At 72.0% G+C, this 22,594-nt stretch carries 22 protein-coding genes; 9 read left to right on the plus strand and 13 right to left on the minus strand.

What is annotated here, in order from left to right; genetic code table 11:
• Window positions 1-80: 80 nt before the first annotated feature.
• On the plus strand, window positions 81-695 hold the full coding sequence (locus ACTOQ1_RS24350) for a TetR/AcrR family transcriptional regulator (RefSeq protein ID WP_440070328.1): 615 nt from the start codon (window positions 81-83) through the stop codon (window positions 693-695).
• A 118-nt stretch (window positions 696-813) separates the two neighbouring features.
• Here the strand turns inward: ACTOQ1_RS24350 and ACTOQ1_RS24355 are convergent, their stop codons facing one another.
• Both ACTOQ1_RS24355 and ACTOQ1_RS24360 read right to left on the minus strand, forming a co-directional pair.
• Entirely contained in the window at window positions 814-1,119 is a 306-nt protein-coding gene (locus ACTOQ1_RS24355) for a hypothetical protein (protein ID WP_440070329.1), read from the minus strand.
• A 517-nt stretch (window positions 1,120-1,636) separates the two neighbouring features.
• On the minus strand, window positions 1,637-1,762 hold the full coding sequence (locus ACTOQ1_RS24360; protein ID WP_440070330.1) for a hypothetical protein: 126 nt from the start codon (window positions 1,760-1,762) through the stop codon (window positions 1,637-1,639).
• A gap of 104 nt (window positions 1,763-1,866) precedes the next feature.
• On the opposite strand from ACTOQ1_RS24360, the gene ACTOQ1_RS24365 reads away from it, so the two are divergent.
• From ACTOQ1_RS24365 to ACTOQ1_RS24375, 3 genes are all read left to right on the plus strand, one after another.
• Window positions 1,867-4,170: a polysaccharide lyase 8 family protein gene (locus ACTOQ1_RS24365; protein WP_440070331.1), complete on the plus strand. Its 2,304-nt coding sequence runs from the start codon at window positions 1,867-1,869 to the stop codon at window positions 4,168-4,170.
• Window positions 4,171-4,646: 476 nt separating this feature from the next.
• Window positions 4,647-5,120, plus strand: coding sequence for a hypothetical protein (locus tag ACTOQ1_RS24370; protein ID WP_440070332.1), 474 nt, complete (start codon window positions 4,647-4,649; stop codon window positions 5,118-5,120).
• A 327-nt stretch (window positions 5,121-5,447) separates the two neighbouring features.
• A complete protein-coding gene (locus ACTOQ1_RS24375; RefSeq protein ID WP_440070333.1) occupies window positions 5,448-6,551 on the plus strand; it encodes a lytic polysaccharide monooxygenase auxiliary activity family 9 protein in 1,104 nt (367 codons plus the stop codon).
• A gap of 120 nt (window positions 6,552-6,671) precedes the next feature.
• On the opposite strand, the gene ACTOQ1_RS24380 is transcribed toward ACTOQ1_RS24375, so the two are convergent.
• The 6 genes from ACTOQ1_RS24380 to ACTOQ1_RS24405 all read right to left on the minus strand — a co-directional run bounded on the left by ACTOQ1_RS24380 (window position 6,672) and on the right by ACTOQ1_RS24405 (window position 14,216).
• On the minus strand, window positions 6,672-8,099 hold the full coding sequence (locus ACTOQ1_RS24380) for an MFS transporter (RefSeq protein WP_440070334.1): 1,428 nt from the start codon (window positions 8,097-8,099) through the stop codon (window positions 6,672-6,674).
• Between the two features lie 23 nt (window positions 8,100-8,122).
• A complete protein-coding gene (locus ACTOQ1_RS24385) occupies window positions 8,123-9,217 on the minus strand; it encodes a GntG family PLP-dependent aldolase (protein WP_440070335.1) in 1,095 nt (364 codons plus the stop codon).
• A 139-nt stretch (window positions 9,218-9,356) separates the two neighbouring features.
• Window positions 9,357-10,664: an ATP-grasp domain-containing protein gene (locus ACTOQ1_RS24390; RefSeq protein WP_440070336.1), complete on the minus strand. Its 1,308-nt coding sequence runs from the start codon at window positions 10,662-10,664 to the stop codon at window positions 9,357-9,359.
• A 119-nt stretch (window positions 10,665-10,783) separates the two neighbouring features.
• Entirely contained in the window at window positions 10,784-11,815 is a 1,032-nt protein-coding gene (locus ACTOQ1_RS24395; protein WP_440070337.1) for a PLP-dependent cysteine synthase family protein, read from the minus strand.
• Complete coding sequence (locus tag ACTOQ1_RS24400; RefSeq protein ID WP_440070338.1) at window positions 11,812-12,720, minus strand: GHMP family kinase ATP-binding protein; 909 nt, start codon at window positions 12,718-12,720, stop codon at window positions 11,812-11,814. Before ACTOQ1_RS24400 ends, ACTOQ1_RS24395 begins: the two co-directional genes overlap by 4 nt.
• Window positions 12,717-14,216 carry a lyase family protein gene (locus tag ACTOQ1_RS24405; RefSeq protein WP_440070339.1) on the minus strand — a complete coding sequence of 500 codons (1,500 nt, stop codon included), beginning with the start codon at window positions 14,214-14,216 and terminating at the stop codon, window positions 12,717-12,719. Before ACTOQ1_RS24405 ends, ACTOQ1_RS24400 begins: the two co-directional genes overlap by 4 nt.
• A gap of 126 nt (window positions 14,217-14,342) precedes the next feature.
• Between ACTOQ1_RS24405 and ACTOQ1_RS24410 the strand changes: the two genes are divergently transcribed.
• Together ACTOQ1_RS24410 and ACTOQ1_RS24415 are read left to right on the plus strand one after the other, a co-directional pair.
• Complete coding sequence (locus ACTOQ1_RS24410) at window positions 14,343-15,083, plus strand: helix-turn-helix domain-containing protein (RefSeq protein ID WP_440070340.1); 741 nt, start codon at window positions 14,343-14,345, stop codon at window positions 15,081-15,083.
• Window positions 15,084-15,090: 7 nt separating this feature from the next.
• Window positions 15,091-15,750 carry a LuxR C-terminal-related transcriptional regulator gene (locus tag ACTOQ1_RS24415; protein ID WP_440070341.1) on the plus strand — a complete coding sequence of 220 codons (660 nt, stop codon included), beginning with the start codon at window positions 15,091-15,093 and terminating at the stop codon, window positions 15,748-15,750.
• 199 nt (window positions 15,751-15,949) lie between these two features.
• Here the strand turns inward: ACTOQ1_RS24415 and ACTOQ1_RS24420 are convergent, their stop codons facing one another.
• From ACTOQ1_RS24420 to ACTOQ1_RS24430, 3 genes are all read right to left on the minus strand, one after another.
• On the minus strand, window positions 15,950-16,522 hold the full coding sequence (locus ACTOQ1_RS24420; protein ID WP_440070342.1) for a peroxiredoxin: 573 nt from the start codon (window positions 16,520-16,522) through the stop codon (window positions 15,950-15,952).
• A gap of 161 nt (window positions 16,523-16,683) precedes the next feature.
• Window positions 16,684-17,334, minus strand: a complete 651-nt coding sequence (locus ACTOQ1_RS24425) for a 4'-phosphopantetheinyl transferase family protein (protein ID WP_440070343.1) — start codon at window positions 17,332-17,334, stop codon at window positions 16,684-16,686.
• A complete protein-coding gene (locus ACTOQ1_RS24430; protein WP_440070344.1) occupies window positions 17,331-18,170 on the minus strand; it encodes a metallophosphoesterase family protein in 840 nt (279 codons plus the stop codon). The genes ACTOQ1_RS24425 and ACTOQ1_RS24430 overlap by 4 nt, the downstream gene beginning before the upstream one ends.
• Before the next feature lie 273 nt (window positions 18,171-18,443).
• On the opposite strand from ACTOQ1_RS24430, the gene ACTOQ1_RS24435 reads away from it, so the two are divergent.
• Window positions 18,444-19,535, plus strand: coding sequence for a M4 family metallopeptidase (locus ACTOQ1_RS24435; RefSeq protein WP_440070345.1), 1,092 nt, complete (start codon window positions 18,444-18,446; stop codon window positions 19,533-19,535).
• Between the two features lie 49 nt (window positions 19,536-19,584).
• Here the strand turns inward: ACTOQ1_RS24435 and ACTOQ1_RS24440 are convergent, their stop codons facing one another.
• Both ACTOQ1_RS24440 and ACTOQ1_RS24445 read right to left on the minus strand, forming a co-directional pair.
• Complete coding sequence (locus tag ACTOQ1_RS24440; protein WP_440070346.1) at window positions 19,585-20,181, minus strand: hypothetical protein; 597 nt, start codon at window positions 20,179-20,181, stop codon at window positions 19,585-19,587.
• The gene (locus ACTOQ1_RS24445; RefSeq protein WP_440070347.1) at window positions 20,139-21,785 is read right to left on the minus strand and encodes a PHP domain-containing protein; all 1,647 of its coding nucleotides are present in this window, start codon (window positions 21,783-21,785) and stop codon (window positions 20,139-20,141) included. The genes ACTOQ1_RS24440 and ACTOQ1_RS24445 overlap by 43 nt, the downstream gene beginning before the upstream one ends.
• A gap of 254 nt (window positions 21,786-22,039) precedes the next feature.
• Between ACTOQ1_RS24445 and ACTOQ1_RS24450 the strand changes: the two genes are divergently transcribed.
• Window positions 22,040-22,195 (plus strand): hypothetical protein, encoded by a 156-nt coding sequence (locus ACTOQ1_RS24450; protein WP_440070348.1) that lies wholly within the window; start codon window positions 22,040-22,042, stop codon window positions 22,193-22,195.
• Window positions 22,192-22,326: a hypothetical protein gene (locus tag ACTOQ1_RS24455; RefSeq protein ID WP_440070385.1), complete on the plus strand. Its 135-nt coding sequence runs from the start codon at window positions 22,192-22,194 to the stop codon at window positions 22,324-22,326. The genes ACTOQ1_RS24450 and ACTOQ1_RS24455 overlap by 4 nt, the downstream gene beginning before the upstream one ends.
• The last annotated feature ends 268 nt before the right edge of the window (window positions 22,327-22,594 follow it).

The following is a 22,594-nucleotide window of genomic DNA, read 5'->3' on the forward strand; positions in this document are numbered from 1 at the left end:
GTCGGTAAACTACTCGTATTTCAGCGTTGGAATCAGAAATACAAGTAAAAGCTCGCATTTGTCAACGTGGACGGTGATCCGTGGTCGAGACACGCAAGCCTGTACGCCGCCAGGCGCGCGGCCTCAAACGCATGGAGGAGATCCTCGACGCGGCGGAGGAGGTGATCGCCGACATCGGCTACGCCGAGGCGACCACCAACGCGATCGCCGCGCGAGCCGGGATGTCGCCGGGCTCGCTGTACCAGTTCTTCCATAACAAGGAAGAGATCCTGGAAGCCCTGCTCGCCCGGTTCACCGACGGCAGGCGGCAGCACTGGAACGAGCGGCTGACCGGCGACGTGACGCGGATACCGCTGCCCGAGCTGGTCGACCAACTCGTCGATGAGATCGCCGACTTCAAGGGCGGCCGCCCCGCCTACTGGGCACTGCTGCACGGCTCGGCGACCGGCGACCGCCTGGCCTGGGCCTCCGAGCAGCTCCACACGGGCATCGCCACGCGCGTCGCGCAGGTCCTCTCGATACGCGCCCCGCACCTGGACCAGGAGCGCTGTCTCACGCTGGCCACCATGTCGCTGGCGACGGTGAAGGCGGTCATGCCGCTTGTCGCCTCGGCGCCGCCGCAGCGCTCCGCCGAGCTCATCGCCGAGCTGAAGACGATGCTGGTGGGCTACCTGACCCCCGCACTCGGCGAGTGAGGGGCGGGTCGGCGCTCGCCACGTGCTCGCCCACCCGCCCGTCCAGACCGCAGCGCTCGGCCTCCGCTGCGGACAGCGGGGCCACCCTGCCCCGCTGTCCGGCAGAGGCCGAGTTTGATCAGTCGACGCACATCGCCTGGTGAGTGGACTGGAAGACCCATGTACCGCCGCCCGGGGAGATATAGGTCGTTATGGTGCTATAGGTCCCAGGGGTGCAGTCGTGGCCGACCGCGAGGACGGCCGCCCGAGCCCGCTGCTCGGCCGCCGCCAACCCGGCCGCGTAGGTGTTGCCCGCCCCCACGGCGGTGGCGCTGCGGGGAGTGTCATAGCCGTCGGCGTGTGCGGCCACGGGCGTGGTCGCCAGGCCGGCCGCCACCACCGCTGAGACGAGGCCGAGCCGGCGGAGCCGAGTACCTTTTTGCATGCTTCTCCTACAGGGACGGATCTTTTGATCGACTGAGGATAATTTTCAAACGGACCGAGGTAAAGACGGTATTGAACACTCGGTTACCGGAATCCGGCCCATCATGTGTTTCTTCGTGGCGGGTCATGTAATTTACAGGCGGGCAAAGCTTCCGCCGAGGCGGCCCGCCATGCGGTCGAAACAGCGGACGCGGTGGTGGCGGATCTGTTAATTCCCGTTCCCCGGCGAGTTCGACCCCCCGCCGCCGGGTGTCCATCAGGATGTGGAAGGCGACCTTGGGATTCTTCGTCGGCATCCCAAGCCGATACTCCCGCCGCTCGACATGACGAGCAAGCCCCTGCAAGACAGCGAAGACACGCGGAAACAATTCCGGAGAGACGCGGATACGCGACGGATCCGCGGTCAGCACTTCGGCGATCGCCGCAGGATCGAAGATCTTGTGGGGTGCGGAAATCCGGGTGTGGCCTCTGGTCTGCGGTTGTCCGCCTCGTCCATGCGGGCCGCCGGTACTGGTCGATCAGGCCGTCGAGTATCTGTCGGCGTTGCGGGCGGACCTGATCGAGATCTCCGGGTGGAGCAGGGGCACGTGGTGGTTGAGGTGGTCGACGGTCTCGTGAGCGATGGGGACGGTGCCGGTTGTCATGCCGTTCGTACGCCCGCTCACCGTCACCGGGGTTGAACAGCCCACTCACCTGTCCACCTATGATCTTTTCATCTGATATCTGCCCTACCGCCGGAAGAGCCTTCATGATCCACCCCCTCAGCCGGCGGTCCGCCCTGCTGGGCGCCGCGACAGTGGCCGGTCTCGCCCTGTGGGACAGACCGGCCGAGGCGGCCGGCGCCGCGGCGTTCGACGCCGCGCGTGAGCGGTGGGTGAGCCTACTGGCCGGTGGGTCGCACGACTCCGCTCATACCGACAGTTCTTATACCGACAGGACGCGGGCGCTCGAGGGCTCGGCCAACGCGGTGCTGCGCAAGCTGAAGCCCGCTGCCGGTCGCCCGAGCCTGTGGCCCGACCTGCCGCTGTCGGACCCCCGGACGGGTAACTTCAACCGCTCCTACAACCGTATGCGCACGCTGGCGCTGGCCTGGGCCACGCCGGGCACCGCCATGCACCGGGACGGCCAGGTCGCCGAGACCGCTGTCAGGGCGCTGGACTTCCTCTACGAGCACGCCTACCACGAGGGGCTCGACCGGCGGGGCAGCAACTGGTTCTGGTGGGAGATCGGCGTCCCCCGCGCGCTGACCGACACCTGCGCCCTGTTGTACGACGGCCTGCCCTCAGGCCACATCGAGCGCTGGCTGCGCCCCCTGCGCCGCTGGTGCCCCGACCCGGAGCGCCGCGTCAGCCACCCCGGTGTCGTCGAGACCGGCGCCAACCGCGCGGGCAAGGCCATGGCGGTGGCGATGCGCGGACTGCTCACCCACGACGCACGCCTCGTCAGGCGGGCCGGAAACGCGGTCTCCGACCTGCTGCGGCCGACCAGGGGCCCGGGCGACGGCTTCTACCGTGACGGATCGTTCATCCAGCACGACGTGTACCCCTACACCGGCAGCTACGGCGTGGACTACCTGGAGAGCGTGGCCAAGCTGATCGCCATGCTCTCCGGGTCACCGTGGGAGATCACCGGCATCGGCAACGTCTACGACCTCGTGGACCGCTCGTTCGTGCCGTTCGTCTTCGACGGGCTGATGATGGACTGCGTACGCGGCCGGCAGATCTCGGTGCAGGGCCACCGTGACCACCACTCGGGACACAAGGCGGTCGAGGCCGTCCTCACCCTGCTGGAGACGGCGCCCGAGCGCCATGCCCGGCGGTGGCGACCGCTGGTCAAAGGCTGGCTCACCCGCAACCAGGCCACCCCCTACGGCGCGTTCGCACCGCCGGCGAGCATCGCCAGGGCCACGGCCCTGCTGGCCGACCCGGCGGTGCCGGTCGGCCCGCGCACGACGGGCACGTACGTCTTCGCCGACATGGACCGGGTCGTGCACCGCCGTCCCACCTGGGCGTACGCGATCGCGATGAGCTCGCAGCGCACCGGCGCGGCCGAGGCCATGAACCGGGAGAATCTGCACGGCTGGTACACCGGCGACGGCATGACCTACCTCTACACCGGCGACCTCACCCACTGGAACGACGACCTGTGGCCCACGATCGACCCGTACCGGCTGCCGGGCACGACGGTCGACACCCGCAGACGCGCCGATCTCCCGCACGACCACCGTCGCCTGCCCCCCACCCCGTGGGCGGGCGGCGTGGCGCTCGACGGCGAGTGCGGCGTGGCCGCCATGAGGCTGATCGCCGGTGGCTCCTCACTGCGGGCCAGGAAGGCGTGGTTCCTGCTCGACGACGCGGTGATCGCCCTCGGCGCCGGCATCACCGCCTCCGACGGCCGCCGTGTCGAGACCATCGTGGAGAACCGCAACACCCATGACCGGCATCCACCGCTGACCCGGGGTGAGGGCTGGATCCACCTGTCCGGGGTGGCCGGCTACGCGTTGCTCGACGGCGCCGAGGCGAAGGTGATCCGCAAGAAGCGCACCGGCCGCTGGCGCGACATCGACAAGGGTGCCACCACCGGTGGCGACACCTCCCCTGTCACCAGGCACTACACGACGATCCTCATCGACCACGGCGTCGATCCCCGCAGGGCCCGCTACGCCTACGCCGTGCTGCCCGATGCCTCCATCACGCAGATGGAGGCCTATGAGGGGCGGATCGAGATCCTCGCCAATTCCGCGACGGTGCAGGCCATCTCGCGCGACGGTGTGATCGCCGCCGTCTTCTGGCGCGAGGGGACCGTCGAGACCCAGGATGGGCCGCTCACCGTCGACGGCCCCTGCGCGCTGCTGGTCCACCGCGCAGGCAAGCGGGTACGGCTCGCGGTGTCCGACCCGTCCAGGACCGTCGACGAGGTGAAGATCACATTGCCCTGGCCGGTGAGATCGGTCAGGGAAAGCGACCGTAGCGTGCGCAGGGCCAGGACCGCGCTCAAGGTGGAAGTGGGTGGCAGCCGCGGGTACGCCCACACCGCGGAGGTGTGCGTCTGACTCAGAAAACCGCTCGCCCAGACCTGCGATCTGGTGTTCCGGCGTGAGTTCTGTCCGGTCAACGCCATTTCGGAGGCTTCGGCGAAATCGGACGTGCCTTAACCGTCGCGTCCGGTGGCGACGACGAGGCCGTTGCCCTGGGGGAGGGGGATCGTTCAGGGCGCGGTGCTCGGGACGCCGGCCCGATGAATCTTTCAAGGGTGCCGCATGCGGCGCGCGACCGGCAGACCGAAACATCAGGCATATGCCTTCCGGTCCGGCGTCCGTAGGAATTGCGTCAACGCCGCTGGTTGTAAGTTCTACCCGGCGGTCGTCCCCCTGAAAAACACCGAATTGACCGGCGATGGATTCGGTCTTCGGAATCTCGCCGCCGTGATGGTTGTGGCTCTGTTGAAATCGCTCGACCGTTGACCGTGCCGTGCGAAGGATGCTGAATTCGCGGTGGCCGATGTCAGAGGCATTGAGGAGGAACGGCGATGTTCGCTGCGACACTGGTTCGTCGAGGGCTGGCGCTCGGATCCGCGCTGGTCGTCACCGGCACGTTGGGCATCGTGGGCCTCGCGCAGCCCGCCGCCGCGACCACCGCCGTGCTGCATGCCACGGTGGACTGCGTCAGTTCCAACCACTTCGGAGACACCCGCGACTGGTATCCCTCGAACGTGCGGCTCTCCACCTCACCGCCCTCGGCGACCCCCGGCCTGGTCGCGGTCCCCGCCACGCACGCGTTCCAGTTCACCCAGACGCTGCCCGACGGGGCCACGTCCATGGGGGTCACGGCCCTGTGCAGCAGCGGCCACTACCCGTACGGCGACTTCAGCGGGTCGGCCAACCTCACCGGCATTCCCGCCGGAACGACCGGCATCACCGCGAGCTGGGCCTGCTCCGCGGCACCGGTCTCCCCCGGGCCGTGGCTCACCAACTGCAGCCTGCGGTCGGTGTCGTTCAGCTAGATCTCGTCACGTCCCACGAGAGACCGCACGTCTCCGGTCAGGCCTGACCCGGGCGGTGTGACGCCCCCGGGAGGACGGCCATGCGGCGGGTCGCACATCAGTTCCGCCGAAGGCTGCCCCCGGGGAAAATCATTCGGAAATGAACCTTTCATACGTTTTGTGGCGTATGGCCAGCTCCAGACCGGTCTCCCTTCGGGAGCCGGGGACCACTGTTGCCCCCCGCATGCGGATTGGGCGACGGTGGGGACCCTCTGGCGTGAGGACTCCGCCCTCACTTGGCGCGCCAGGACTCGTCCCCCCCGGCACTCGAAAAGGAGACCTGCACCGATGAGGTCACGTACGCTCCGACTCCTGCGCGACCAGTCCCACGCGCCCGGCGTCGCCTCCCTCCACCGGATCCCGATCTGGCGGATGGTCGTCGCGGCGGCGGTCGCGGTCGCGACCGCGCTCGCACTCACCACCGTGACGGCGGGCCCCGCCGCCGCGCACGGCTCGATCAGCGATCCGCCCTCGCGCAACTACGGCTGCTGGGAGCGCTGGGGGGGTGACTTCCAGAACCCGGCCATGGCCCAGCAGGACCCCATGTGCTGGCAGGCCTGGCAGAGCAACCCCAACGCGATGTGGAACTGGAACGGGCTGTTCCGCGAGGGCGTCGGCGGCAACCACCAGGCCGCGATCCCCGACGGGCAGCTGTGCAGCGGCGGCCGGACCGAGGGCGGCCGCTACAACTCCATGGACACGGTGGGCGCGTGGAAGACCGTGGACCGTCCCGCCTCGTTCACGATGAACCTGCTGGACCAGGCCTCGCACGGCGCGGACTACATCCGCGTCTACGTCACCAAACAGGGCTTCAACCCCAAGACCCAGCAGCTGAGGTGGAGTGACCTGGAACTCGTCAACCAGCTGGGCAGCAGGCCCACCGGCACCAGCACGGCCATCCCGGTGAACGCGCCCGGCCGTAGCGGCCACCACATCGTCTACACGGTCTGGCAGGCCAGCCACCTCGACCAGTCGTACTACTTCTGCAGCGACGTCAACTTCACCGGCGGCTCGAACCCCGACCCGACCCCCACGCCGACGCCGACCCCCACGCCGACTCCCACCCCGACCCCCACGCCCACCCCGACCCCGGGCCCGGGCGGCTGCTCGGCCACCTACCGCGTCACCTCCCAGTGGTCCGGCGGCTTCCAGGCCGACGTGAGCGTGACCGCCGGCTCCAGGGCGATCACCGGCTGGACGGTGAACTGGACCTTCGCCAACGGTGAGAGGGTCAACTCGGCGTGGAGCGCGACCGTGACCACCAGCGGGTCCGCGGTCACCGCCCGCAACGTCGCCTACAACGGTTCACTGGGCGCCGGCGCCTCCGCCTCCTTCGGATTCACCGCCTCCGGCACCGGCGGCACCCCCACCCTCACCTGCACGGCGACCTGACCCCCACCCTCACCTGCACGGCGACCTGACCCCCACCCTCACCTGCACGGTGACCTGACCCCCTCCGGGCACGCACGCGCCGGCCCGCCACCTCCCGGTGGCGGGCCGGTCTCGGTGTTCTCACCCGCCGTTCGCGGCTCCGAGACGGTCCCGTACCGGACTCCCCGCCTCCCCGCCGCGCGGGACCAGGGCGGCGCCGAGGAGGGAGAGCGCGCAGGCGGCCCAGAAGACCGCGGGCAGGCCCGCAAGGGCGGCGACCAGGCCGCCGGCCGCGGCGCCCAGCGGCATGGCGCCCATGCCGATCAGGCGGCAGGTGGCGTTCACCCGCCCGAGCAGGCCGTCGGGGATGAGCCGCTGGCGCAGCGAGACGGAGACGACGTTGGTGACGGCGTTGGCCGCGCCGATGCCCGCGGCGGCGGGGAAGACCGCGAGCGGGGAGGGCACGAGCAGGGGCACCAGCAGCAGGAGCCCGTTGAGCAGCGTGACGCCCGCCAGGGCGCCGTTCTCACCGGCCAGCCGGGTGAGCCGCCCGGCGAGCACCGACCCGGCCACCGCCCCCGCCGCCAGCGTGGCCGCCAGGAAGCCGTACTGGCCCGGGGTGAGCCCCACCCGGGAGCCGCCGCCGACCACCCACAGCACGAAGACGGCGAAGTACGCGCCGTAGGCCAGGTTGAGCACGCCGGAGTACGCGGCCAGGCCGCGCAGGGCGCGGTGTCCCCACAGGTGGCGCATGCCGTCGGCGATGTCGGCGCGCAGCGCCTGCGCCGGTGCGTTCTCCGGGCGGAACCGGCCGCGCATGCCGATCAGCAGGAGCGCGGCGCCCGCATACAGCAGGGCGGCCGTCCCGAAGACGGCGGTGGAGGCCATGCCGGCCAGGCCGACCAGCAGGCCCGCGAGCGGGGCTCCGAGGAAGTGGTTGCCGAGCGTCTGGGTGGCGACGAGCCGCCCGTTGGCCGCCTCCAGCCGGTCGCCGGCCACGGTCGTCGGCAGCGCCGACTGGGCGGAGGTGTCGGCGAACACCTCCGCGGCCCCGGCGAGCAGCACCGCGGCCACCAGCACCGGCAGGGTCAGCACGCCGGACCACGCGGCGGCGGCCGTCGCCGCCAGTACGGCCGCACGCGACCAGCCCGCCAGGATCATGATCCGGCGCCGGTCGTGGCGGTCGGCGATCGCGCCCGCGTGCAGGGCCAGCAGCAGCCACGGCAGCGTCGTGGCGGCGCTGACCAGCGACACCAGCAGCGGCGAGCGGGTGAGGGAGATCGCCAGCAGGGGAACGCCGACGAGCAGCACGCCGTCGGCGAGGTTCGACAGGCCGGACGCCGCCCACAGGTGGTGGAACGGGCGCCCCAGCCCGGCAGGGACGGCGCTCCCTCCCGTCTCGGGCTCCGGGCTCCGGGCGGTGTTCCCTCCCGTCTTCCGTTCCGGGCTTCCGGCTGCGCTCGCCGTCCCCGCCCTCTCCGGTTTCTCCCCGGCCTCCGGCCTTTCCGCCGGTGCGTTCCCGGCACTGTGCGAGGTGCGCACCGCCGCGTCGCTCCCGCTCGTTCTCATGGTTCCTCCGCCCCGGCGGGTTCTCATCGGCCGCTGGGGGCGAGCAGCTCGGCGAAGACCTTGATCGCCCGGTCGACGGCGTCGGTGCCGACCCCCGCGTGGGTCACCGCGCGGATCCGCCCGTGGCCCAGCTCCTCCACCCGGACACCCCGGCGCCGGGCCGCCGCGATGAACGACCGGGTGGTGTAGCGCTCGTCGCGCACACGGAAGAACACCATGTTCGTGATCGGCGGGCCGGGGCTCAGCCGGACGCCCGGCAGCCGCGACAGCCCGCGGGCGAGGCGGGCGGCCTTCTCGTGGTCCTCGGCGAGCCTCCCGGTCATCTCGGTGAGGGCGATGATGCCGCAGGCGGCGATCATGCCGGCCTGCCGCATGCCGCCGCCGAGCATCTTCCGCATCCGCCTGGCCTGGGCGATGATCGCCCGATCGCCCACCAGGACCGACCCGATCGGCGCGCACAGGCCCTTCGACAGGCAGATCTGCACCGTGTCGGCGTAGAAGGCGATCTCCGCGGGGGTGACGCCCAGCGCGACCGAGGCGTTGAAGATGCGCGCCCCGTCCAGGTGCAGCGCCACCCCGTGCGAGCGCGTCAGCTGGGCCACCTCGGCGAGGTAGTCCAGCTGGAGCGGCAGGCCGCCGCACCGGTTCTGCGGCGTCTCCAGGCTGACCAGCGCCGGAGGCGCGATCTGCGGGTCGGTGCGGTCGACCGTGCACGCCTCGGCGATGTCCTCCAGGCTGATCGTCCCGTCCGACAGGTTGGCGAGCGGCTCGTAGACGATGCCGCCGCACATCGACGCGCCCCCGGCCTCGTAGACGTACAGGTCGGACTCGTGGCCGACGATCGCCTTGCCGCCGCGCGGGCAGTGCGCCAGCAGCGCCGCGAGGTTGGCCATGGTGCCGCTCGGCATCAGGCAGCCCGCGGCCTTGCCCAGCAGGTTGGCGGCGAGCCGTTCCAGCTTGGCCACCGTCGGGTCCTCGCCGTAGACGTCGTCGCCCAGCGGCGCGTTCGCGGCGGCCTCCAGCATCTCGGGGGTCGGCAGCGTGAAGGTGTCGCTGCGCAGCTCGATCTCGCCGCCGTCGTCGTTCTCTCCGGCGACCAGGTGGGGTGTGTCCAGCACGCTCGTCATGGGATTCCAATCGGGGTTCCGGGAGGGGTGGTGACGGTGAGGGGGGACGGGGTGACGGTAGGAGGGGGTGGGTGCCCCGGGGCGGGGGAGGGGCGTCGAAGGGTGGTGACGGCAGGGGGGAGGGGGACGGTCAGGAGGGTGAGATGCGATACCCCTGCCGGGGGATCTCGATCGACGGCAGCTCGCGGAGCAGGACGGGCCGCAGGTGCCCGAGCGCGGTGTCCAGCGCGTCGTACAGCTCGCTGTGGCCGGGAGCGTGCGCGATCACGTAGCCGAGCCGGTCGTAGCTGCTGCGGGCCGGCCGCACCTCCGAGCCCGGCGGCGCGGTGACCGTCACCGCGTCGACCCCCGGCACGGAGCCGGCGTCCTTGACCCCGGCCACCTCCCGCAGCGTGACCTTCCCCCGCCCGCCCCCGGCGCCGTCCGGCGCCAGCAGGAAGGCGATGCCGGCGGGGGTGAAGCGGTCGGGCAGCGGCAGCTGGTCCAGGTCGGCCGCGGCCCGCAGGTGCGCGTCGAGCAGGTCGAAGCCGCACGCCCGCGCGATGACCTCGGGGATCATGCCGCCCGCGGGCCGGGCGTTGATCTCCACGACGTACGCGTGACCGTCGATGAGCTTCATCTCGATGTGGGTGGCGCCGTGGGTGATCCCGACGGCGGCCAGCGCCCGCAGCGCGGTTCCGGTGAGCACTCGGACCTCCTCCGCGGGCAGCGGCGCGGGGAAGACGTGCCCGCGCTCCACGAAGTGCGGCGGCGACGTCACCCGCTTGGCGGTGATGCCGACGCACCGGTGGAACCCGCCGGAGCTGACCGTCTCGACGCTGAACTCCGGGCCCGCCAGGTATCCCTCGATCAGCGCGGTCCTCGCGGTGGCCTGCCCCCGCACGTTGACGCCGGCCGAGATGATCCGCCGGCAGTGGGCGGCCACCTCCCCGGGCGTGGAGCAGAGCACCACGCTCAGCGAGCCGGTGTCGTCGACGGGCTTGACGACGCACGGCAGGGCGATCCGCGACAGCGCGACCACGATCCGCGCGTCGAAGTCGTCGCCGGGGCCGACCAGCTCGAAGGCGGGGGAGGGCAGCCTGGCCGCCGCCAGGGTACGGCGCATCCGCCCCTTGTCCCTGCAGGCGGCGACGGCCTCCGGCGGGTTGCCGGGAAGCCCGAGGTCGGCGGCGACCCTGGCGACCGCGGCGGTGTAGAACTCGCTGGTCGTGGTCACCCCGGCGATCTCGGCGATCTCCCCCAGGGCGTGGCACAGCTCCGCGGCCAGGGTGTCGGGGGAGCCGGTGGCGCACGTGACGACCCGCACACCGGTGGCCGCGAGCCCGCTGTAGCGCGAGGGGGTGTCGGTGGCCAGCACCGGGGTGAAGCCCAGCGCCGCCGCCCTGGCGAAGGCGAGCATCCCCGAGCCGGTGGTGTTGGACTCGACGAAGACGAGCACCGGGGCCGGAGACGGGGCCGAGGTCGGAGGCGGGGGCGAGGCCGGGGTCGGGGTCGGGGACGAGGTTGGGGTCAGGGCCGGGGTCAGGGGCGGGGTCGGAGACGGAGGCGGGGCCGGGTTCATACATACTCCAGGGCCCGGCCCAGCGTCGCGTAGGACCAGGTCACGGCGGTGTCGGTGAGCTGGATCGGATCGGGGGCGAGCGGCGGGCGCAGGTCGGTCAGGCCGTGCGCGGCCCGGTACTCGGCGCTGTAGATCGTGTTCACGTACCGGTCGCCCCGGTCCGGGAAGATCACCACCACCGAGACGTCCGGGTCGAGCCGCGAGGCGAGCCAGCGCGCCACCTGGTAGGCCGAGCCCGAGCTGTTGCCCGCGAACACCTTCTCGTACGAGGCCAGTTCCAGCGTCGCGGCGAACGCCTCCCGGTCCGACAGCCAGTGCACCTCGTCGATGACCGAGAAGTCCACGTTGGCCGGGACCAGGCTGTTTCCCAGCCCGCTCTGCAGCCGCCTGGGCACGTCGGGCTGGCCGAAGATGGCGCTGCCGACCGCGTCGACGGCGACCACGCGCAGCGCGGGGTTGGTCCGCCGCAGGGCCCGCGCCGTCCCGCACAGCGAGCCGCCGCTGCCCACCGCGCCCACCAGCACGTCGACCCGGCCGATCTCCGAGACGACCTCCTCGGCGAGGCGGTCGTAGGCGGCGGGGTTGGCCGGGTTGTCGTACTGCCGGGGCCAGAACGCGCCCGGGTTGGCGGCCATCACGGCCTGCAGCCGCTCCAGCCTGGCGCTCTGCCAGCCGTTGCCGGTCATGGCGGGCACGATGTCCAGGGTGGCGCCCAGCGCCTCCAGCTTGGCCATGGTGATCGGGTCGATCCGCGGGTCGGTGACGATGTGCACCTCGTGGCCGAGGTACGTGCCGACCAGGGCGACCCCCATGGCCAGGGTGCCGGAGGAGCTCTCCACGATCAGGCCGCCGTCGGCCAGGACCCCCTCGGCCCTCGCGGTCAGGATCGCCTGCCGGGCGACGCGGTCCTTCATCCCGTACGGGTTGGCCAGCTCCAGCTTCGCGTGGACGGTCGCCCCGCCGGTCGCCCGCAGGCGCATCAGCGGGGTCCGGCCGATGGCGTCGATCGCGTCGGTTCTCAGTGTCATGTCCGGCTCGTGCTCCTACAGACGATGAGGGGCCGCCCCAGCCGCTCCAGTTCCGTGAGGGCGCGGGCCAGCCGGGGACCGTGCTCGGGGTCGTGCCGGGCCAGCAGGATCCCCAGGCACGTACCGCTGTGCCCGACGACCGTGCCGAGCCCGCCCACGTCGCGGCAGATCTCCTCCACCGCCGCCAGGTGGGGTTTGGGGTTGAAGGTCTGGAACAACCGCGCGCTGGCGGAGGCGACCCTGCCGACCGCCGCCAGGTCGTGGTCGCGCACGGCGCGCGTGAGGTCGTCCAGGAGCTCGCCGTAGCGCACCGCCCAGTGGGCGGGGATCGGCTTCCTCGACCGGTTGAAGGCGACGGTGTCGACGCTCTCCCCGTCGTCGATCCCGGCGATGGTCAGCTGGGGGAGCGCGCCCATGCGCCGGTGCAGCCGCACCTGCCGGTGGAAGAACGCGGTGATCCCCGGGTGCATCACCCCGTCGGACGGCTCGATCTCGGCCATCATCTGTTTCAGCAGCCGGTTGGGGAGCTTCAGGCGGAAGGCAGAGTCCACCGCCCGCGCGGTGGCGACCAGGTCGGCGGTGGAGCTGGCCATGCCCTTGCCCTCCGGCAACGCGCTGTTGAGCATCAGCCAGCCGCCGGTGTGCACTCCGTACCGCGACAGGATCCCGGTGGCCAGGCGCCGCGCCTTGTTCTTGTGCGGCGGCGAGACGATCACCTGGTCCAGCTGCGGGTCGGGTTCGAAGACGGCCTCCACGTACAGGTCGACGGGGAAGGTCACCAGGAAGTCCGTACCGGGCCCCAGGATTCCCTGCAGGAGCTCGCCGAACGTGCCGGGGGCCCGCCCCCGGCCGACCCCGCCGGCCCGGCCGGCGACGGTCTCCTCGATCGGCATCTGGATGGTCATGACAGATCGCCCGCCTTCGTGCCGGTGGTGTGCTCCCAGGCCTCCCGCAGCCACCCGGACCGCTCCGCGGCCCCTCGCTCGGCGGCGGCCAGCCGGTCGCCGGTCTGCTCCAGGAGGAGACGGACCTGCTCGGGGCCGGTCGAGCCGCCGGTCCGCTTGCGCCACACGCTCGCCTCGGCGTCCAGCAGCCCGCGCACCTCGGTCTCCCCGACGGCCAGGGTGAAGCCGAACCGCTCGCCCGCGGCGACGAGATCCGGTGCCGAGAGCAGGTCGGGGGTGAGGGCGGCGGCCGGGTCGAGCCGGTCCATGGCGGCCGAGATCCAGGAGCCGACGACGACCTGCGCGCTCCTGGCCGGCACACCGTGTTCGAGGGTGAGGTGGTTGGCGACGGTCGAGGCGGCCGTCAGCTCGTCGCGCGCCACCCGGCCCGCCCGCTCGGGGTGGAACCGCACGTTCGCGACCACCCGCTCGAACAGCGCCAGCATCGTGCCGCAGGTCGAGAAGAGGTCCTCCAGGAAGCGGGTGCTCTCCTTGGAGACCTCCACCAGGTTGGTGTAGCCGGTGTTGCGCTGCCCGATCATGATGTCGTACGAGAGCCCGACCAGGTGGCCGGTCATCCCGCGGGCCCGCTCCAGGATCGGGAAGTTCCGCTTGTGCGGCATCGCCGAGGAGATCCCGGCGAGCTCGTCCGGCAGGTCGACGAACCGGCAGCTCGACCCGCTCCACCAGATCAGGTCGGTCAGGAACCGGCTCAGCGTGGTGCCGAGCACCGACAGCTCCCCGGCCGAGCGCAGCACCCAGGCGCGGGAGGCGACCGAGGTGAGCGCGTGCGGCTGCGGGCCGTCGAAGCCCAGCGCGACGGCGATCCGCTCCCGGTCCCACGGCAGCTCCAGCCCGGCCATCGCCCCGGCGCCCAGCGGGCAGAGGTTGACCGCGTCGAACAGCGCGAGAAGCGACTCCGCGGCGCCGGTCGCCGCCTCGGCGAGCGCGGCCAGGTAGAAGCCGAAGGTCATGGTCTGCGCGGTCTGATGCTGGGTGTAGCCCGGCATGACCGACTCGGTGTGCCCGGCCGCGGTCCCCAGCGTGGCGCGGGCCAGCCCGCTCACCGCCGTCACCGTCTCCAGCAGCCGTTCCCTGCCGAGCATCAGCTGCGCGCACGCCTGGACGTCGTTGCGGCTGCGGTCGACGTGCCAGGCGTGCGCGCCCTCGGGGACGCGTGCCTGGACGCACCTCTCCAGGGCGAACAGCGGGTCCGACATGGCCGCGGCGCGCTCGGCGCCGACCTGCTCGGGCGTCAGGTCCAGCACCGTCCGGCGGATCCGCTCCGCCGCGTCGTGGCCGAGCAGGCCCATCCGGGCGTACTCGCCGGTCTGGGTCAGCTCGATCCACCGGTAGTGCCGGAGCAGGGTGCGCATCTCCCAGTCGAACCGCTGGGTCAGGACCGCGTCGTCGAGTAACCGCGCCGGGGGCCGCCGTATCCGTCCTGTCGGAAGCATGGACCTCACGCTGCCAGCGCCCGTACGGGGTGACCAGGCAGAATGACCGGCGATATCGCGACGATATCCGGCGATAATCGGCTTTTCCTACGTTGACGGCATCTGATCGTCACCGGGAGGGCTCACGTGAGGTCTGCACTTCTGTCCGACAGCCTGGGATTCGCCCAGCTGTTGCGTACCCATCGGGACAAGGCGCGGCTGACGCAGGAGGAACTGGCGGAGCGCGCCCGCCTGAGCGTGCGCACGCTGCGCGACCTGGAGCGGGGCCGTACCCGCTACCCGCACCGCACCTCGGTGCGCCGCCTGGCCGCCGCCCTGGAGCTGACCGGAGAGGACCGCCTCACCTTCGAGGCCACCCCGCCCCGCTCGCTCGGCGCCCCCGCCGTGGCGCCGCCCGCGGAGTGGGCGCTGCCCTCGGTGAGCGGCACCGTCGCGCTGAGCCGGCTCCCGCTGCTGCGCGAGGTCGAGGACACGCTGTCGGTCGCCTCCGGTGGCGGGGAGCCCGCGCTGGTGACCGTCACCGGCCCCGCGGGGGTCGGCAAGACCACCCTCGCCACCCAGTGCGCCCTGGTGCTGCGCCAGCGGATGGGGCTCGACGTCCTCTTCCTCGACCTGGGCCGCGACCGGCGCGACCCCCGCGAGCTGCGCGACGCCGTGCGGCCGGCCCGCATCGCCCGCATGACGTCCCCGGTCTCGGGCGGGCGCTGCCTGCTCCTGCTCGACGACGCCCGCGCCGACGACGGGCTGACGGCGGGCCGCGTGCCGCCGCTGCTGGCCCTCGGCTTCACCGGTGTCGTCGTCACCGGCAGGGAACCGCTCACCGACCTCGTCCCGTCACGGCACATCGCGCTCGCGCGCCTGAGATGAGACACCGATGAACAACGGGGTTGGAACGGACATCCGGGTGCTGATCTGCTACTCGGAGAGACTGCTGCGCACGGCACTGTGCTCGATCCTCGCCGCCGAACCGGGGCTGCGCGTCGTGGGGGACGCCGGAGACGGGTTCGAGGCGGTGTCCAAGGCCAGGGGCCTGCGGCCGGACGTGGCCCTCGTCGACGAGCGGCTCACCGGCCTCGACGGCGTCCAGGTCACCGAACGGCTCCGCGCCGACCCGCTGGCGGGCTCGGTGCGCAGCGTCATCCTGACCGAGCACCCGGAGGCCATGTTCGACGCCGTGCGCGCCGGGGCCCGCGGCTTCCTGCTGCGCTCCAGCGCCCAGGACGAGCTGGTCGGGGCGATCAGGGCGATCGCGCGGGGGGAGGCGTTCTTCGCGCCGCAGGTCGCCAGCAGCTTCCTGAGCCGCTTCGAGAACGGGCTCCCGTACCGGCCGCCCGAGGCCGTCAAGTCGCTCACCGAACGCGAGCACGAGGTGCTGGCCCTGGTCGCCGACGGGCTGAACAACACCGAGATCGCGAGCAAGCTGTACGTCAGCCAGGCGACCGTCAAGTTCCACGTGTCCAACCTCCTCAGCAAGCTCAACCTCCGCGACCGCCTGCAGATGGCCGTGTTCGCGCACAAGGCCGGCGTCGTGTGACGCCCGCCGGTCCGGCCCGCGCCCCCGCTGAGGACCGGCCGGGAAAGGGACGCGTCACTCGCCGGGGCTGTCGTACGGGTCGGTGGAGAAGCACGTCACGCACATCTTCACCAAGCTCGGGCTGCCGCCGTCGCAGAGCGGCCACCGCCGGGTGCTCGCCGTGCTGCGCTACCTGGAGTCCTGACGGCCCGCCGCGGCCTCACCGGTGGTCGCGCAGCCAGGCCAGCACCTGCGCGGCGTGCCCGTCGGGCGGGAAGACCGGGTAGAAGCAGTGCTCGATCACCCCGTCGCGGATCACCAGGGTGAGGCGCCGCAGCAGCGTCAGGCCCGCCACCCGTGTCGTGGGCAGGCCGAGAGCGCCGGTGAGCTCCAGTGACGCGTCGCTGAGCAGCGGGAACGGCAGGTGCAGCCGCTCGGCTGCCTCCCGCTGGTAGGCGGTGTCCTGGGTGGAGAGGCCGGCGACGGTGGCGCCCGCCGCGCGCAGCTCCCCGGCGTGGTCGCGGAAGGCGCACGACTCGGGCGTGCACCCGCGCGCGCCGGGGATGAGGTCCCAGTCGGGAACCAGCGGATCCTCCCCCGGGCGGCCGGTGCGCGGGTACGCGTACAGCACCAGCCGCTCGGCGCCGCCGGGAACGAGGTCCACGCGGAACGGCTCCCCGTCCGTCGAGGGGAGGGAGAGCGCCGGAACGACGGCGCCCGGCAGGTGGGCGCAGGCGCCGTCGTCCACGGGCACCGGCAGGCCGGTCGGCAGGACCGTCGGATCGTGAGGCATGGCCCCAGCCTAGGACGCGCCCGCGCCGGGAGCCCGAACCCCCCACGCCGGGCCCGCCGATACCTGCGGGCCCAAGCCCGCGGGGCCGGACCGGGACCGGACCGCGGACCGAGCCAAGGACCGGACCATCGGCCGGGCGGGGCGGCCGGGGCGATGCGTGGTCAGGACACGGATTTCCCCGGCACGGCGATGGCGGTCACGACCAGGCCGTCGGACACCAGCCAGCGGCCCGTGAAGCCGGTCAGCTCCCGGCCCTCCACCCGGGGGCCCGGGACGAGGAGGCCGGCGGTGAACGTACCGGAGGGGGAGAAGGTGAGGTGGGCCTCCTCGAAGCCGAGCCAGCGCCTGGCCAGCGGGAACCACGCCTTGTAGACGCTCTCCTTGGCGCTGAACAGCAGCCGGCCCCAGTGCACGCCGTCGTCGAGCTCCGCGATGGCGGCCCGCTCCTCGGGCAGCGAGACCGCGGGCAGGACGCCGTCGGGGAGCGGCTCGTGGGGCTCCGCGTCGATGCCGACGGCCAGCGCCTCGAGGGAGACGGCCGCCGCGCGGTATCCGGCGCAGTGGGTGATGGCGCCCACCACACCCGCAGGCCACCCGGGGGCGCCGCGCTCGCCGGGCAGGATCGGCGCCGGGGGCAGTCCCAGATCGGCCAGGGCCCGGCGGGCGCAGTGGCGCGCGGTGCCGAACTCGCGGCGCCGTTTGTCCACCGCGCGGGCGACGGCCGCCTCCTCCTCGGGGAACAGCACGACGTCCGGCGGGTCCTCGAAGCACTCCGAGCTCGCCACCCACGACGGCAGGATCTTCTCGATCATGCGACGGGCCTGGGGGCGGGCAGGATGCGCCGCAGCTGGCCGGGCGCGGTGGGCCTGGGACGCCACTCGCGGGGATAACCCAAGGAGACCTCCTCGAAGCGGACACCGTCGTGCCAGGTGGTCCGGGGGATGTGCAGGTGGCCGTAGACGACCGTGGCGGCGTCGAAGCGCAGGTGCCAGTCGGCGGTGCGCTCGGTGCCGCACCAGATCGCGAACTCCGGATGGTACAGGACCAGGGTGGGCTCGCGTACCAGAGGATAGTGGTTGACCAGCACCGTCGGAACCCCGGCCGGCCTGGCCTCCAGGCGCCGTTCGGTCTCGGCGATCCTGGCGTCGCACCAGGCGTCCCGGGTCGGGTACGGGTCGGGGTGGAGCAGCATCTCGTCGGTGCAGACCACACCCTTGTCGTACGCGATGGCGAGCGCCTCCTCCTTCGTCGCGACGCCGGGCATGCGGAAGGTGTAGTCGTACAGCACGAACAGCGGGGCGACGGTGACCGGGCCGCCGGGGCCGGTCCAGGTGAGATAGGGGTCCTCCGGTGTCGCCACCCCCAGGTTCCGGCACATCTCGACCAGGTGCCGGTAGCGCTCCTCGCCACGCAGCTGGACGGGGTCGCCGGGATGGGTCCACAGCTCGTGGTTGCCGGGCGCCCACACCACCTTCTCGAACCGTCCGGCGAGCAGCCCCAGGGCCCATTCGACGTCGGAGACCTTCTCGGAGACGTCCCCGGCGACCAGCAGCCAGTCGGAGGCGGAGGCGGGCCGCAGCTCCTCGACGATGCTCCGGTTCTCCTGGTAGCCGATGTGCAGGTCGCTGATGGCCAGCAGTGACGTCATGCGCGGCCCGTCCCCGCGGAACCGGTGGCCGGAGCGGGCCGCAGGCCGCGCGCCGGCGGTGTGAGGGCCCCCGCCGTCCCCTCGTTCGTTTCCACGTTCCCAAGCACCGCCGCCTCCGTCTCGCCCGCTTCCCGGGCGCGGTCACGAACTCGTGATCGCCGAGCAGAAGAACCCTCTCACGACCGCTCCCGGCGGCACACCCCACCCTGCCGCGAAGGCATCGAGTACGGCGATACTCATGCGGCCGGCGGAGGCGGCGGCGATTCTTGACGTATGACGACATTCGACAGCATGCCCCAGTGCTGCATCGCACCCCCCGACCTGCTCGAGGCGGTCGCCGACCAGGGAACCTCCGAGGAGCGGGAGGCCGCGCTCAGGACCCTGGCCACCTCGGAGACCGCCCGTGCGCAGCGCGCGTCGTTCGCCGGCGCGCTGCGCCAGCTCAACCTCACCGTCGCCGACGTGGTGCCCGCCCCCGGCATGGTGCGCACGGTCTACGACGTCGAGAACGGCGGAGACTTCGACCTGCCCGGCCGCAAGAGGCGAGGGGAGGGCGACGGGCCGTCCGGTGACGCGGCGGTCGACGACGCCTACGACGGGGCGGGCATCACCTACGACTTCTACCGGAAGGTCTTCGAGCGGGACAGCATCGACGGGCGGGGACTGGAGATCGTCTCCTCGGTCCACTACGGGACCGACTACGACAACGCCGCCTGGATCGGCTTCCAGATGATCTACGGTGACGGCAGCGGGCAGATCTTCACCAAGGGCTCCCTCACCAGGGCCGTCGACATCGTGGCGCACGAGCTGACCCACGGCGTCACCCAGTTCACCGCGAACCTGGTCTACAGCAAGCAGTCCGGCGCCCTCAACGAGTCGTTCTCCGACGTCCTCGGGTCGCTCGCCAAGCAGTACGGCCGCGGGCAGACCGCCGAGCGGGCCGACTGGCTCATCGGCGACGGCATCCTGGGCAGCGCCCTGCGGGGGACGGCCCTGCGGTCGATGAAGGCGCCGGGAACCGCCTGGTCGACCCCCTCGGGGGGACGCGACCGCCAGCCGGGGCACATGCGCGACTACGTGGACCTGCCCGACGACGGCAACCCCTCCAACGACCACGGAGGCGTCCACATCAACTCGGGCATCCCCAACCACGCCTTCTACCTCGCCGCCACCGCCATCGGCGGCAACGCCTGGGAGCGCGCCGGACGCATCTGGTACGTCACGCTCACCGAGCGGCTCCGGCCGCGCTCGGACTTCCGGGAGGCCGCGGAGGCGACCGTGGAGGTGGCCGGAGAGCTGTTCGGCGCGGACGGGGACGAGCAGAGGAAGGTGCGCGCCGCGTGGCGGCAGGTCGGGGTCCTTTAGGGAGGATCCCCCGTGGCGGGGAGCCGCGGACGGGTCCGGGCGCGCCCCGTCAGTCGTGGTCGGCGCAGCAGGGCGTCGGGTTCGGCACCTCGGCGGGCATGAGGCGCCCGCCCGAGGCCGGCATGGTCAGCAGGACCACGTGCCCGCCGCGCAGCTGCGGCCGTACGTGGTCGTTGGTCGTGACGAGCGTGTCCGGCGCCGGCTCCTCGGCCTGCGCCAGCACGACGACGCGGTCGATCGCCGAGCGGGCCAGCACCTCGGCCACGCTGAGCGTGCCGGTGAGCTCGGCCCGGCCGGGGAACACGACCAGGCGCCCGCCGGACCCGGCGGCGTGCTCGGCCGCGGCGAGCGCGGCCCCCTCCGCCAGATCCTCCGGGCCGGTACGGCTGTCGCCGAACGTGGCGCCCACTCCGGCGGGGAGCGCGGCCAGGTCGACGGTCTCCCGGACGGCGAGGGAGCAGGCGACGTGCGGCGGTCCGCCTGCGGTGCGGACGAAATGCGTGCAGCCCACGGTCCCGGCCGGGAGGCCGAGCGCCTTCTCCACGTCATGAAGAAGGTGCTCGGCCTCCGCGACCGTCCGCGAGCCTCCGTCGAGGCCGAGGATCATCCGCGCGGCACGACCCAGATCGGGTTGCTGTAGAACCACAGGTCCTTCCAGGGGTCGCCGTCGCCGAAGACGTCGATCTGGGGCCCGGCCGGGTCGATCGCCGCGCCGAGCAGCCCGGGCGCGCTGCGGTTGCCGTCGGTGCCGCGCAGCCGCACGTATACCGGCCGGTCGACGGCGCCGAGCTGGTAGGTGAACGTCACCGTCCCGGTGTTCCTGCCGACCTCGAAGGACTTCACGACCTTGGTGGCCGAGGTCGTGAAGACGTCCTTGTCGGCCGCGGGGCCGGTGACGTCGCCCTGGATGACGTCCACGCGGGCCAGGGTCGGGACGTACTGCGCCCAGTTCGGCTGGTTCGCCAGCGTGATCTCGATGACGAGCTCGACCTTGGCGCCCTTGCGGACATGCAGGGTGTCGCCGAGCGAGACCCCGCGCTGCCCCCTGCCGGCCTGCCGGGCGCGCACGACCAGGGCGCTGATCAGACCGCCGTGGTCCACCCACACGCGGCCCTCCCGGAGACCGTCCATGACCGCGGTGTAGGAGAAGTCCTTGGCCCCGACGTGGGTCCGGCTGTAGAAGCCCGGCCAGAAGTCGCCGGCCGCCAGGTTCTGAGAGCCCCGGTAGACGGGGTCGTCGTACTTGCCGTTGGCGTTGAAGTCGCTGCCCGGCCCGCGGTCGCTCGTGTCGGCGTAGACCGAGTGCGAGTCGGAGTTGGCGGTGATCCACCAGCTCTTGCCCTCGGCGAGCAGGCTGTCCCACAGCCCTCCGACGGTCGAGGTCATCCAGTCGAAGCCGCCGAAGGTCTTGTAGCTCTCTGCGGGGTACGCGGGGAACGAGTCAGCGCCCGGGTTGCTGTCGTAGAAGCCGCGCCCGCCGCCCGGACCGTGCGGCTTGGGGATGCCCGCCGCCTGGTGGCCCGGCGCGCCCTCCATGCCGACGGCGATGCCCGGCTGGGCGTCGCGCCAGGCCCGGATCTCGTGCGGGGAGTCGAGCCCCTTGCGCGAGGGGTGGTTGGCGAAGAACAGCGCGGCCTCGACGCGGCGCCGCCTGACGGCGTCCGCCAGGAAGTTCAGCCCGGCGATGGCGAGGGCCTCGTTCTGCGGGGTGGAGGCCCCGGCGTTCTTCACCCCGCCGTCGAAGGAGTTCTCGAACTCCTTGAGGGTGGCCACCTCGTTGCGGCCGGGGGCCACGAACACGGTGCCGTGCTCGGCGCCCGGGATGTTCCACTCCAGCCCCTGGAAGACCAGGGCGTCCTTGACCGCCTGCCGCGCGGCGACGATGTCGGGGTTGACCTTGTCCACGCCGATCTTGGCGTGGGTGGTGCCTCCGTGGTCGGTGATGACCATCCAGTCCAGCCCGTACGCGTTTCCGTGCTGGACCTGGTCGCTGACCTTGTAGATCCCGTCGGAGCTGTACTGGGTGTGGATGTGGTGGTCGCCCGCGAGCCAGAGGTAGCCGTCGCGCGGCTCGGGCCCGCGCGTGACCCGCGCGGGGGTGGCGGCCGCGGCCTGGCCCTGCGTGCCGAGAACGCCGGCCGCGCTCAGGCCGGCGCCCAGCAGCCCCGCGCGCCGGAACATCTGGCGCCGCGACAGCTGCCCGGGGGAGAGCTCGGCGTCGGGAACCGAGAAGTCCACGACCGGAGCCATGTCACCCTGGTCGAGGGCGTGCTCGGCACCGTGAGAGTGGTCGTGCGGGTGAGCATGAGTGTGATCGTGAGGGTGATCGTGCCCGTGGCCCATGTCGTGCCTTTCCATTCCCGCCGGAGAGATCTTGCTCCGGCTACGCATGGACCCTCGCAAAAGCATCTGAACCGCACGTTAACTGGTCATATCTATAGAGGGGTGAACTGCTGGCAGTCGGTCGATGCCCGGGCCGCGCGGGCCGGTCTAGGATCACTCCCATGAAGGTCTCGATCGTCCGGGGTGGCGGCATCGCCGGTCTCGTCACGGTCATCACGGTCGACTCCGCGTCGCTGGCGCCGGAGGCCGCCACCGGGTTGCGCGCCAGGGTGGAGCTGGCCGGACGGCCGGGCCCGACCGCTTCGACTACGAGCTGACCGTCGAGGACGGCGGCCGCGTGCTCACGACGCGCGCCCGCGAGGGCGACCTTCCCGGCCCGCTCCGCGCGCTCATCTCGTACGTGACCTCGCTGCCGGAACGGCAGGAACGGATCGGCCCGCCCGGGTGAGCCCCGTTCCGCCCCCTTTGACCCTTTTGTGTACCTCCTTGCTCGCCTAAAAGCGGGCCTGACCATGCGAAACTCCGCGCCGTCACCGGTTTTGGCGCGAGAATTTCCAGGTAACGGTTCCCCGATGACACGATTCGCCGATGTGTACAGGTCACAGGGGTCGCGGGATTTCCCGGCGCCTGCTGGCTTTGTTACACCTTGGCGGCAAATGTGGGCACGACTGGATTGTTGGTGCGCGTGAAATCACATTTGCGGGGAGCTCTTCGGA

The sequence above is a fragment of the Streptosporangium sp. OZ121 genome, from assembly GCF_051918885.1.
GTDB lineage: Bacteria > Actinomycetota > Actinomycetes > Streptosporangiales > Streptosporangiaceae > Streptosporangium.